The sequence below is a fragment of the Nocardia sp. NPDC050718 genome (assembly GCF_040654235.1).
GTDB lineage: Bacteria > Actinomycetota > Actinomycetes > Mycobacteriales > Mycobacteriaceae > Nocardia.
Window position 1 is genome coordinate 463351 of record NZ_JBFAHQ010000003.1, and the last position, 11820, is coordinate 475170.

At 70.6% G+C, this 11820-nt stretch carries 12 protein-coding genes; 7 read left to right on the forward strand and 5 right to left on the reverse strand.

What is annotated here, in order from left to right:
• Window positions 1-119: 119 nt before the first annotated feature.
• A complete protein-coding gene (locus AB0H54_RS16615; protein WP_357346285.1) occupies window positions 120-1052 on the forward strand; it encodes an SMP-30/gluconolactonase/LRE family protein in 933 nt (310 codons plus the stop codon).
• 14 nt (window positions 1053-1066) lie between these two features.
• Here AB0H54_RS16615 and AB0H54_RS16620 read toward each other — a convergent pair whose 3' ends face one another.
• A complete protein-coding gene (locus tag AB0H54_RS16620; RefSeq protein WP_357346286.1) occupies window positions 1067-1492 on the reverse strand; it encodes an HIT family protein in 426 nt (141 codons plus the stop codon).
• Between the two features lie 14 nt (window positions 1493-1506).
• Window positions 1507-1884, reverse strand: a complete 378-nt coding sequence (locus AB0H54_RS16625) for a PH domain-containing protein (RefSeq protein WP_355270903.1) — start codon at window positions 1882-1884, stop codon at window positions 1507-1509.
• A 216-nt stretch (window positions 1885-2100) separates the two neighbouring features.
• Between AB0H54_RS16625 and purD the strand changes: the two genes are divergently transcribed.
• On the forward strand, window positions 2101-3375 hold the full coding sequence (gene purD / locus AB0H54_RS16630; RefSeq protein ID WP_357346287.1) for a phosphoribosylamine--glycine ligase: 1275 nt from the start codon (window positions 2101-2103) through the stop codon (window positions 3373-3375).
• A 10-nt stretch (window positions 3376-3385) separates the two neighbouring features.
• Here purD and AB0H54_RS16635 read toward each other — a convergent pair whose 3' ends face one another.
• A complete protein-coding gene (locus AB0H54_RS16635) occupies window positions 3386-4201 on the reverse strand; it encodes a HEAT repeat domain-containing protein (RefSeq protein WP_357346288.1) in 816 nt (271 codons plus the stop codon).
• A gap of 90 nt (window positions 4202-4291) precedes the next feature.
• Entirely contained in the window at window positions 4292-5083 is a 792-nt protein-coding gene (locus AB0H54_RS16640) for a M23 family metallopeptidase (RefSeq protein ID WP_355271717.1), read from the reverse strand.
• Window positions 5084-5669: 586 nt separating this feature from the next.
• Between AB0H54_RS16640 and AB0H54_RS16645 the strand changes: the two genes are divergently transcribed.
• The 5 genes from AB0H54_RS16645 (at window position 5670) to AB0H54_RS16665 (ending at window position 10684) form a co-directional block, all read left to right on the forward strand.
• Window positions 5670-6830 (forward strand): pyridoxal phosphate-dependent aminotransferase, encoded by a 1161-nt coding sequence (locus AB0H54_RS16645; RefSeq protein WP_357346289.1) that lies wholly within the window; start codon window positions 5670-5672, stop codon window positions 6828-6830.
• A gap of 156 nt (window positions 6831-6986) precedes the next feature.
• Window positions 6987-7640, forward strand: coding sequence for a TetR family transcriptional regulator (locus AB0H54_RS16650; RefSeq protein ID WP_218718730.1), 654 nt, complete (start codon window positions 6987-6989; stop codon window positions 7638-7640).
• A 6-nt stretch (window positions 7641-7646) separates the two neighbouring features.
• Window positions 7647-9068 (forward strand): adenylosuccinate lyase, encoded by a 1422-nt coding sequence (gene purB / locus AB0H54_RS16655; protein WP_357346290.1) that lies wholly within the window; start codon window positions 7647-7649, stop codon window positions 9066-9068.
• Between the two features lie 96 nt (window positions 9069-9164).
• The gene (locus AB0H54_RS16660) at window positions 9165-9587 is read left to right on the forward strand and encodes an HIT family protein (RefSeq protein WP_355270920.1); all 423 of its coding nucleotides are present in this window, start codon (window positions 9165-9167) and stop codon (window positions 9585-9587) included.
• Window positions 9588-9751: 164 nt separating this feature from the next.
• On the forward strand, window positions 9752-10684 hold the full coding sequence (locus tag AB0H54_RS16665; RefSeq protein ID WP_355270922.1) for an alpha/beta hydrolase family protein: 933 nt from the start codon (window positions 9752-9754) through the stop codon (window positions 10682-10684).
• 65 nt (window positions 10685-10749) lie between these two features.
• On the opposite strand, the gene AB0H54_RS16670 is transcribed toward AB0H54_RS16665, so the two are convergent.
• A complete protein-coding gene (locus tag AB0H54_RS16670; RefSeq protein WP_357346291.1) occupies window positions 10750-11712 on the reverse strand; it encodes a DUF2330 domain-containing protein in 963 nt (320 codons plus the stop codon).
• Window positions 11713-11820: the final 108 nt, after the last annotated feature.

Below are 11820 nucleotides of genomic sequence, written 5' to 3' on the forward strand. Positions count from 1 at the left end.
CGACCTGCGTTGGCGCGCGGTCGGGGGCCTTCCCCGTTTCGGCCGGAATCCGGGAACCGCGCTCGCGCGCGATCCGGTCGGCTTAGGGTGGGGGACCGGCGAGCAACCAGGAAGAGCCGATGCACAGCTTTCGTCCGACGTCCCTGGCCACCGGCGTCTCGGCGGTCATCGCGGCGGCCACCGTCCTGATCGTGCCCGGCCGAGCCGCGGCCGCGCCCGAATCGTGTGCGCAGTGGACGACGCGGACCATCGCGACCGGCTACGGCGTGCTGGAGAACCTCGCGTTCGACGGCCGCGGCAACGTTCTGCTGTCGGAGCAATCGGCCACCGGCGCGAGCGGATCGGTGCGGCGCCTGGCCGCCGACGGCACGAGGTCGGTCGCCGTGGGCGATGTCGACGGGCCCGGCGGCGTCCTCGTCGTCGGCGACACGGCCTATTTCACCACCGGAAACAGCGTCTCGGCCGCGCTGATGGGCCGCGCGGACGGGACAATTCGGGCACTCGACCTCGCCACCGGCGCGGTGACCACGGTCGCCACCGACCTGACGATGCCGAACGGCCTGGCCCAACTGCCGAACGGCGATTTCATCGTCAGCAAGGACGTCGGCACCGGTTCCATGACGCGAGTCTCGGCATCGGGCGCGACGGCGCCCTACGCGCCGTCGCTCACCTCCACCAACGGTCTGGCCTTCGACCGCGCGCGCGACCGACTCGTCGTCTCGACGACCTTCGACCCGGCGACGGTGGTCACCTTCGTCGACTACGCCGATCCCGCCCGGCCCGCCCCGCAGACCGTCATCCCCGGCTTCGGCCCGCTGAACTCGGCGGACGACCTGACCGTTGGGCCGGACGGCACCGCCTACGTGGCGCTCAACCTCGCGGGCCGGATCGAGCGGGTCGACCTGGATACCCGGCAGAGCTGCGCGATCGCCCACGGGCTCCCGCTGTCCTCGTCGGTCCGCTTCGGGGCGGGCCCTGGCTGGAACCCCGACGCCCTGTACGTGACGAGCTTCCTGGGAACAGTCACCGAACTGACCCCACCCGGACCCTGAGCGCCCCGCCGTCCTCAGGCCGGGACGTTGGCCTCGTAGCCGAGTTTCCGGAGGGCGGCCTTGATCTTGGCCTGGGCCTCGTCGAGGGACTCGGGGGTGGGGGCGGTGTCGGCGCCGGAGATGTCGAAGTCGCCCATGGTGTAGGCGGGGAAGACGTGGGTGTGCAGGTGGGGGACTTCCAGGCCGGCGATGAGCAGGCCGGCGCGGGGGGCGTCGAAGGCGAGGCGGACGGCCTGGCCGATCTGCTGGGCGAGGCCGGTCATCCGCGCCATGACGGCGGGGTCGACGTCCTGCCACTGGTCGATCTCGGCGCGCGGCACGATGAGGGTGTGGCCCTGGGTGACGGGGGCGATGGTGAGGAAGGCGACGAACTCGTCGTCCTCCCAGACGAAGCGGCCGGGAAGCTGTCCGGCGATGATCGCGCTGAAGACGGATGCCATAGCGGCGAGCCTAGCTAGATCGCCACGAAGTGCGACAGGATGCCCTGCACCTCGTAGATGTCGACCTGGCGGTTGAACCGCTGCTTGACCGGCTCGTTCCCGCTGCCGATCCAGATGTAGAGCTCGGCGTCGAGGTCGAAGGTGCCCGCGGTCTCGACGGCGAAATGGGTGATCGAGCGATACGGGATGGAGTGGTAGCTGACCTTGCGGCCGGTGACGCCCTGCTTGTCGACCAGGATCAGCCTGCGGTTGGTGAACAGCATCGCGTCGCGCACCAGGATGAAGGCCGAATAGACCTGCTCACCCTGGCCGAACAGCTTGGCGTACTCCTGCTGGGCGGCGGCCGGGTCGATCCGGCCCGCGTTGCCCATCATGCCGTCGAGTAGTCCCATGCCGTGCTCCCCTCGCGCGTTCCCCGGCCGCCGGGGACCCAGCATCATTGTCCCCCAAGCGAACCCGCTGTGGGTGGCGTGTGCGAGTGAATTCCCGGTGCCGGGAGCGGGCACGGATGAGCCGTCGCGGTCGGGCGGCCGCCGCCGGATATCCCGACCGGGCAGCAAGCCGGGGCGTGCGAAGTACGTGCGAAGTGCGCGACTAATCTGTCACGCGTGCGCGTACTCGTCATCGGTTCCGGAGCCCGTGAACATGCCCTCGTCCTGGCGCTGCGCCGGGATCCGTCGGTGACGGCGGTGATCGCCGCCCCCGGTAATCCGGGCATCGGCCAGCACGCCCAGCTGCGTCCCGTCGATCCCTGCTCGGCCGAGGCCGTGGTCGCGCTGGCGACCGACGTCGCCGCCGACCTCGTGGTGATCGGGCCCGAGGTGCCGCTGGTGCTCGGGATCGCCGACGCCGTGCGGGCCGCCGGATTCCCGGTGTTCGGCCCGTCCGGTGACGCGGCGCGGATCGAGGGCTCCAAGGCGTTCGCCAAGGACGTGATGGCGGCCGCCGGTGTGCGGACCGCGCACAGCGAGATCGTCGACAACCCGGCCGACCTGGACGCCGCGCTCGACCGCTTCGGCCCCACCTGGGTGGTCAAGGACGACGGCCTCGCCGCCGGCAAGGGCGTCGTGGTGACCGACGACCGCCGCGCGGCCCGCGATCACGGCGCCGAGCTGCTCGAACAGGGGCACCCGGTGCTGCTGGAGTCCTTCCTGGACGGCCCGGAGGTGTCGCTGTTCTGCCTGGTCGACGGCGAGACCGTGGTCCCGCTGCTGCCCGCCCAGGACCACAAGCGCGTCGGCGACGGCGACTCCGGCCCCAACACCGGCGGCATGGGCGCCTACACCCCGCTGCCGTGGCTGCCCGAGGAGACGCTGACCGAGATCGTCGAGGACGTGGTGAAGCCGGTCGCGGCCGAGCTGGTCCGCCGGGGCAGCTCGTTCTCCGGCCTGCTGTACGCGGGCCTGGCCGTCGGCACCAACGGTCCCGCGGTCGTCGAGTTCAACTGCCGCTTCGGCGATCCTGAGACCCAGGCCGTGCTGGCCCTGCTGGACAGCCCGTTCGCCGAGCTGCTGCACGCCACCGCCACCGGCCGCCTGGCCGAGGTCGAGCCCCCGCGCTGGAAGGACGGCTCGGCGATCACCGTCGTGCTGGCCGCCGAGAACTACCCCTCCCGCCCGCGCACCGGTGACGTGATCACCGGCGCCGAAGACGGTGCGCTGGAAGGCGACACGCTGGTGCTGCACGCGGGCACCGGGCAGCGCGAGGACAAGGCGCTGGTCTCCGCCGGCGGCCGCGTCCTCAACGTCGTCGGCGTCGGCGCCGACCTCGCCGAGGCCCGCGAACGCGCCTACGCCCGCCTGGCCCAGATCAAGCTGCCCGGCAGCCACTTCCGCACCGACATCGGCGCCACCGAGGTCGTCGTCCCGGAACGCAAGGGGTAGTTCCTCCACATCATTCGAGCTGTTCCATCGCCGTGCGGACCCAGGTGCGAACCTGCTCGCTCTCGTCGTCGGCGTAGCGGGCGATGAGCGGCAGTGTGCCGTCGGCTTCCGCGAGGATGAGGGCTTGCACAGCCCACTGGCGGGTGCCGCGATCAGCGAGTGCGTCGACGGCGATCTGGATGGCCTCCGGTGTCTTCGATCGCCCGAGGTAGGGGAGCAGCGCGGCCCGTGGGTTGTCGTCGGTCAGTTCGTGGAACAGTGCCAGGATCTCGGCATAGTTCTGCGGGCCCGCGATCTTGTCCAGTGCTTCTGCCGCCCACCACTGCACATCGGACGGCATGGGTGGATTCCGCCGCAGCTGGGCGATCAGTGCCGCGATCGCGTCCTGATCCCCGTACGCGGCCGGATCGGCGAGATTGTGCAGCAGATGAGCCCGGATACCCTCCCGGTGCCGTGTTTCGGGTCCCGGAATCTTCTCGTCCAGGTTGGCGAGCCAGTCCGTGTAGACCGGAATCGCTTGTGGATCGGTCCCCGCGTAGTTGTCGAGGTCGGTGAGTCGATAGCAGCGAACTCCGACGGCGGCGAGGTCGTGGGCAAGCCGCAATTCGAAGCCGCCGGTACCGTCCCGATACTGCGCCGGCACATCGGCCAGCCAGTCGTCCCCCTCGGGCATCCCGGGATAATTCGATCCGGACCAGGTCGGCTTCGCCGGTTCCTCCGCCTCCTGCACGCGGGCCTTCGCTCGTGCCGCCGCGGCGGCTTCGGCGATGTCTTCGGTGCCCGACTCGATTCGATTGATCTGCTCGCGAAGCCGTTGCAGATTCAATTCTCGATCGTGGTTTTGCGTCATTGTCGGCCGTAGGAGAGGCGAATCATCAAGGGGTGTGCGGCGATTCTGGTCCGGAGTGGTTTCGGGTCAGGTGAGTTGGAGGCCGTGCATGGCGAGCCAGGCCTGGGGGTCGACGTGGTTGCCGTTCTGGACGATTTCGAAGTGCAGGTGGGGGCCGGTGGAGTCGCCGCGGTTGCCGATGCGGGCGATCTGCATGCCCGCGGGGACGCGTTCGCCGGGGGAGACGAAGAAGTCGTACATGTGGCCGTAGATGCTGATGGTGCCGTCGTCGTGGCGGATGCGGACCCACAGGCCGAAGCCCTGGGCCGGCCCCGCTTCGACGACCGTGCCGTCGGCGACGGCGTAGATGGGGCTGCCGATGGGGGCGGCGATGTCGATGCCGCGGTGCATGGTGCCCCAGCGGGAGCCGAAACCCGAGGTGAACGCGCCCTTCGCGGGCAGGCTGAAGCCGCCGATGGAGGGGGTCGACCCGGGCGTCACGACGCCGGGGACCACCGGCGCCCGCGTCCCCATCCAGTCCTGCCACTCGCCCGAGGCCGCGGCCGCCGCCTCGGCCTTCGCGCGCTCGAGGGTGGCGCGGGCCGCCGCCGCGACCACCGCCGCCTCGCGCCGCTTCTCGCCGTTGGCGATGGCGGCGAGCAGGCGCGTCGTCGACTGCGGATTCGGCGCGAGTTCCGGGACGTAGGCGATCGCGACGCGCTGCGCCTCACCCGGGGCCAGCGGGCCGCCTTCGACATCGCCGCCGATCCGCCCGTCCGCCGCGACGAACACCGCGACGATCGCCACGCCCGCGATCAGCACGCGCTGCTCGATCAGTGTCCGCCGCACCAGATCCCGGCTCGGCCGCCGCTCCCACAGCGCCTCGGCCCGCGCCTTGGGGCGCAGCCAGAACACCGTGCGGACATCGCCGTCGCGCAGTTCCCCGGCGATCGCACCGACCGTCGGATGCTCGCCGAGCCAGGTCGTCACGCGCTCGCGCGCACCGACTTTCGCCGGCAATTGCGCACGCCAATTCGCCCGCAGCACACGGCCGTTGATGCCGACGACGCGCTTGCTCGCGGTCGGCTCCGAGTTGTCTTCGGCACCAAGGGATTCCGGAGACGCGGAGTCCGTATCGCCGGGTCGGTCGCGGACCGACGGGTCCCCCTCCGGCTCGCGGCTTTCCCCGACCGCGGAACCGGCGCGGTCCGCGGCGGCCCGCTCGCGAGTCCCGCCCGCGGCTGTCTCGGCATCGTCCTCGACCGGCGACGCGGCGGCACGATCGACCGTGTCCGCCTTCGTCCGCCGCACTCGCCCCGCCGTCCTTACCCACTCCATGGTGCCCCCGCGGCCCTGCCCCGACGCGGCCTGACCCGCTGCGCCGGTGGCTGCGTATTCGCTGTCGGAGCCATTGTGCCGACCATATCTGTCAACGCCCGCAATCGGGTGCTCTACCGTCAGTCGGGTGTCCAGAGAATCGCACCGGTCGACCATTCCCCCCTTCTACGTGATGGATGTGTGGAAGGCGGCCGCGGAACGGGCCAGGTCGCACGGGGACGTGCTGGTGCTGGCGGCGGGGCAGCCATCGACCAAGGCGCCCGCGCCGGTGTTGCGGGCGACCAAGGCGGCGATCGACGACGAGCTGCTCGGATACACCGAGACGTTCGGGATCCTGCCGCTGCGGGAGGCGATCGCTGAGCACCACCGGCGGACCTACGGGTACGACGTGCACCCGGACGAGGTCGTGGTGACCACGGGCTCGTCGGGGGCGTTCACGCTGATCTTCCTGGCCGCGTTCGACGCGGGCGACACCGTGGTGGTGGCCCGGCCGGGCTACCCCGCCTACCGGAACACGCTCACCGCGCTCGGCTGCGAGGTCGTCGAACTCGACTGCGGCCCGCAGACCCGGTTCCAGCCGACGGTGGCGATGCTCGAAGCCCTGCCCGAGCCGCCCGCCGGCCTGGTGGTAGCGAGCCCGGCCAACCCGACCGGCACGATGATCGACCCGGCCGAGCTGGCCGCGCTGGCGCGCTGGTGCGAGCAGCACGGCACCCTGCTGATCTCCGACGAGATCTACCACGGCATCACCTTCGACGACGCGACGCCGACCGCGTCGGCCTGGGAGACCTCCCGGCAGGCGGTGGTGATCGGCTCGGTGTCGAAGTACTTCTCGATGACCGGCTGGCGGCTGGGCTGGATGCTGGCCCCGGCCGACCTGCGCCCGGCGCTGCAGCGGCTGGCCTCGAACATGACGGTGTGCCCGCCCGCCATCTCCCAGTACGCCGCCGTGCACGCGTTCGGCGCGGAAGCCAAGGATGAGCTGGACGGCCACGTGCGCCGGTACGCGCGCAACCGCGCGCTGTTGCTGGAGGGCCTGCCGAGTATCGGCATCACCGAACTCGCCCCCGCCGACGGCGCGTTTTACGCCTATGCCGATATCGGTCATCTGACCAACGATTCCCGGGCCTGGTGCGCTGAGGTACTCGAGCACACCGGCGTCGCGCTGGCACCCGGTCTCGACTTCGACACCGTGCACGGCATTCGCACGGTTCGCTTCTCCTTCGCGGGCTCGGGCGACGACATCGCCGCAGCACTGGACCGGTTGGGAAGGTTCCTGAAGGGTTGATCGGCACCGCTGTCAACAGTGATGTGCGACAACAACTTTGCCTAGTACGAACACTTCCGTGCCGGGATGCGGTAAAACTCAGTTATCCCGATTTCCCGCGTTTCCCCGATGACGATTGCGCACGGTTGAACTGATGATGACTGGCACGATGGCACGGTGACCACCGCGACGACCCCGAAAGGCGAACGGCGTCGCCAGGCCCTGGTGGCGGCGGCGGCTGAACTGTTGCTCGAAGGCGGCTTCGACGCTGTACGACATCGCTCGGTGGCGTCGCGGGCCGATCTTCCGCTCGCCTCGACCACCTACTACTTCGAATCCCTGGAAGATCTGATCGCCAGGGCCGTGGAATTCAGCGGCGCGATCGAGCTCGACGCGATGCGTCGCCGGGTCGGTGAGGTCAGCCATCGCAGGCGCGGTACCGACGCGACCGTCGACCTCGTTCTCGACCTGCTGGTCGGCCCCGACGACAGCGATCTGGACGCGCGCGGTCAGCTGATCGCCCGCTACGAGCGCTCGGTCGCCTCGGCTCGTCATCCCGAGTTACGCGAGGTCCAGCTCCGACTACGCACGCAGCTCGAAGAACTGCTCGCCGACGTGCTGCGCCGCTCCGATCGAGTGGTGCGCCCCGAGCAGTTGCGCAGGCTGGTCGCGGTGGTGGACGGCGCCGTGGTCGCCGCGCTGATCGAGGGGCACCCGGAGCCGAGGCGGCCCGCACGGGCCGGTCTGCTGGAGATGATCGACATCGTCGCCCCGCCGGTGGTGCCCAACATGATGCCCCAGCAGCTGGAACGGGCGCGGCAACTAGACTGAGTGTTCGTGAGCCTTGTCCCGAACGTCCTCGCCACCCGATACGCCAGCCCGGAGCTCGTCGCGCTCTGGTCGCCCGAGAACAAGATCGTGCTCGAGCGCAAGCTGTGGCTCGAGGTGCTGCGGGCGCAGTCGGCACTCGGCATCGATGTCCCCGCGGGAGTGCTCGACGATTACGAGCGCGTGCTCGAACACGTCGACCTGGCCTCGATCGCCGAGCGTGAGCGGGTCACCCGCCACGACGTGAAGGCGCGCATCGAGGAGTTCAACGCGCTGGCCGGGCACGAGCACGTGCACAAGGGCATGACCAGCCGCGATCTCACCGAGAACGTCGAGCAGCTGCAGATCCGGCTCTCGCTCGAGCACGTCTACGACCACGGTGTCGCCATCGCGGCCCGGCTGGCCGAGCGCGCCGCCGAGTACCAGACGCTGGTGATGGCCGGCCGCTCGCACAATGTCGCCGCGCAGGCCACGACGCTGGGCAAGCGCTTCGCCTCGGCCGCCGACGAGGTGCTCGTCGCGCTGACCCGGCTGCGCGAGCTGATCGACCGCTACCCGCTGCGCGGCATCAAGGGCCCGATGGGCACCGCCCAGGACATGCTCGACCTGCTCGACGGTGACGCGGGCAAGCTGGCCGCGCTCGAGCAGCAGGTGGCCACGCACCTCGGCTTCGCGAAGGTCTTCACCAGCGTCGGCCAGGTGTACCCGCGCTCGCTGGACCACGACGTGCTCTCGGCGCTGGTGCAGCTGGGCGCTGGCCCGTCGTCGTTCGCGCACACCATCCGGCTGATGGCGGGCCACGAGCTGGTCACCGAGGGCTTCCAGCCCGGCCAGGTCGGGTCGTCGGCGATGCCGCACAAGATGAACACCCGCTCCTGCGAGCGCGTCAACGGCCTGCAGGTGGTGCTGCGCGGCTACGGCTCGATGGCGGCCGAGCTCGCGGGCGCACAGTGGAACGAGGGCGACGTGTTCTGCTCGGTGGTGCGCCGCGTCGCGCTGCCGGATGCGTTCTTCGCCATCGACGGCCAGATGGAGACCTTCCTGACCGTGCTCGCCGAGTTCGGCGCCTACCCGGCGGTGGTCGCCCGCGAGCTGGACCGGTACCTGCCGTTCCTGGCCACCACCCGCATCCTGATGGCGGCGGTGCGGGCCGGGGTCGGCCGGGAGACCGCGCACGAGGTCATCAAGGAGCATGCTGTCGCGGTGGCGCTGGCCATGCGCGAGCAGGGCCGCGAGCCCGACCTGCTCGACCGGCTCGCCGCCGACGACCGGATGCCGCTGGACCGCGCCGCGCTCGACGCCGCGCTGGCCGACAAGTCCGCGTTCATCGGCGCCGCGTCCGATCAGGTCGCCGAGGTCGTCGCCCAGGTGCAGAAGCTGGTCGAGGCCAATCCGGCGGCCGCGCGCTACACGCCGTCGCCGATTCTCTGAGTCCCGGTGCGGATCAGCCCGCCGCTGTCGCTGTGGCGGCACCGGCGGCGGGCGATCGCACGGCGGGTCCGTGCGGTGTTTCGCTACCGTACTCGGGTGAATCCGTACACGATCTTCGCCGACATCATCGCCGGGCAGGCGCCCGCCTCCAAGGTCTACGAGGACGATGATGTGCTGGCGTTCATGGACATCCGTCCGGTGACGCCGGGCCATGTGCTGGTGGTGCCGAAGGCGGCCGCGCCGAGCCTGGCCGAGCTCGATCCCGCTCTCGGCGGCAAGCTGTTCCAGGTCGGGCAGCGGATCGCCGCCGCGTTGCGGTCCAGTGAGGTGGCCGCCGACGGGGTGAATTTCTTTCTCGCCGACGGGGTCACGGCCGGGCAGGAAGTCTTCCACGTGCACCTGCACGTGATCCCGCGGACGCCGGGCGACGGTTTCGGGCTGCGGGCCCGGCCGACCTCGCCCGCCCGCGCCGATCTCGATTACCTGGCCGGCTCGATTCGCGGCGCGCTGTCCCGCTGACCTGCCTTTTCGGGCGAACCGGGCATTGCATACCGGTAAGTTTGCTGAAGAAACGCCCGAAACGCCGAATGCTTCCAGTTCGTTCACCTCTGGGTTACTTTGGACTGTCATTGGCATGCGGTTATGGAGGGTGGATCGTGCGTCGTACAGGTGTTGCTGCTGCAGTGCTGGCTTTCGCCATCGCGGTGATCGGACCCACGGTGGTGCACCCCGCCCCCGCAGCCGCCGCGCAGATCATCGGGGTGAACAACCTCAGCCCCACCCGCACGGCGATCACCGTCGCCTCGCCCGCGATGGGCCGCAACGTCGACCTGCAGGTCCTGCACCCGGCGGGCGGCGGCTCCCGCCCCACGTACTACCTGCTCGACGGCCTCGATCCCGGCGTCGGCCAGAGCACCTGGACCAACGCGACCGACGCCGAGGCCTTCTTCCGGAACAAGAACGTCAACGTGGTGATGCCGACCGGCGGGCAGGCCAGCTACTACTCCGACTGGATCTCCGACGACCCGCGCTTCGGCCGGTACAAGTGGGAGACCTTCCTGACCCAGGAGCTGCCCGGACTGATCGACGCGGAGTTCGGCGGCAACGGCGTCAACGGCATCGGCGGCCTGTCCATGGGCGGTAACGCGGCCTACATCCTGGCCGCGCGGCACCCCGGGCTGTACCGGGCCGTCGCCGGCTACAGCGCGTGTCCCGACAGCGCGATGGCGGCGGGCGCGATCATGTTCTCCATCGCCAACCGCGGCGGCAACCCGCTCAACATGTGGGGCGCGCCCGGCAGCCCCGAGTGGGCCTCGCACGACCCGGCCCTGATGCTCGAGGGGCTGCGTGGCAAGGCGCTCTACATGTCCACCGGCACCGGCATCCCCGGCCCGCACGAGGCCGAACTGAAGCCGCAGCTGGCGGAGAACATTTTCCTCGGCGGCCCGATCGAACTGGGCGTCAACACCTGCATGGTCGCCTTCGACCAGCGCCTGCGCGGTGCCGGGATCGGCGCCAAGATCGACTACCACCCGGTCGGTACCCACTCGTGGTCCTACTGGCAGGACGCGCTGCACGCCTCCTGGCCGACCATCGGTCCCGCACTGGGGGCCTGAGAGTTCTTCCCCGCGGCCCGGTTCGACGGCTACCAGCCGGAGAGCCGGGCCGCGGTGCGTCCGGGCTATCCGGTCCGGCGCCGAAGCACGACGCCCGCGATCACGCCGATCACCGAGAGCCCGGCGACGAGCAGCACGTAACCCGCGGGGAAGCCCAGGATCTCGACGTACTCCCGGCTCACCACCCGATCGCGGACGATGTCGTCGTTCGCGGCGGGGCCGAAGGCGAAATCGGTGGTGATGGTCGCGGGCCGGGGGATGGAGACGGCGAGCTCGGTGAGGTAGGTCCGGCCCGCCGCGAGCGCGGTCAGGTCGGGATCGGTGAGTTCGGCGACGGGGGCGGCGAATTCGGTGATGCTGGATTGGCCGGCGGTGTCGGCGTCGGTGCGCGTCACCCGGTGGTCGCTGAAGACGTAGAGGTGCACCGACTGGTGTCCCGTGGCGGCGGCCGACATCCGCATCGGATACACGAGCCGGTCGGAGTCGAAGGTCAACCGGACCGGATCGAGCGCGCCGGAGAGCGGCTTCGCGCTGGTCAGCCGCATCGCGACGAAGGACCAGCCCTCGCGGAGATAGGGGTCGAGGGTGGCGCTGACCTCGGGACGGAGCTGATAGCCGTTGGCATCCAGCCATTCCCGGACGCCGGTGAGGTCGCCGCCGCGCAGGGTGGTCGCCTCCAGCGGGCCGAGCTGCACCTGCCCCAGCACCTCGGGCCCGGAACCGGGCGCGGCGCCCGAGGTGTCGCCGGAGGAGTAGTCGCTGCCGAACCAGTGGTACTCGGTGACGACCTCGGGCGCGGTGAGCCGCGACAGCTCGCTGAACGAGGCCGCGGTGCCCGCCGAGACGGTCGCCGGAGTCGGCGTCGGCACGATCAACGCCGCGTCGGCGCCGTCGAACCGCATGCCGAGGCGCATGAGCACGGTCTCGCGGGTGCCGTCCCACCCCAGCACCGCCGTCTCGCTGTCGACCCGCGCCGAGTTTCCGCCGCTGACCACCCCGCCGCACGCGCACGCTGTCGCCGGTGTCATCGCCGCGGACCCTGCCGCCAGCACCACCCCGACAGTCACGACGAACGATCGAACCGCGTACCGCATCCCCATGCGAGCAGGCTACGCACTCGCCGCCACGCGCACATG

What these genes read in the sequence shown, in the direction of transcription:
- AB0H54_RS16615 (WP_357346285.1), top strand. Translation starts at nt 120, where the DNA reads ATGCACAGCTTTCGTCCGACGTCCCTGGCCACCGGCGTCTCGGCGGTC.
- AB0H54_RS16620 (WP_357346286.1), bottom strand. Translation starts at nt 1,492, where the DNA reads ATGGCATCCGTCTTCAGCGCGATCATCGCCGGACAGCTTCCCGGCCGC.
- AB0H54_RS16625 (WP_355270903.1), bottom strand. Translation starts at nt 1,884, where the DNA reads ATGGGACTACTCGACGGCATGATGGGCAACGCGGGCCGGATCGACCCG.
- AB0H54_RS16670 (WP_357346291.1), bottom strand. Translation starts at nt 11,712, where the DNA reads ATGACACCGGCGACAGCGTGCGCGTGCGGCGGGGTGGTCAGCGGCGGA.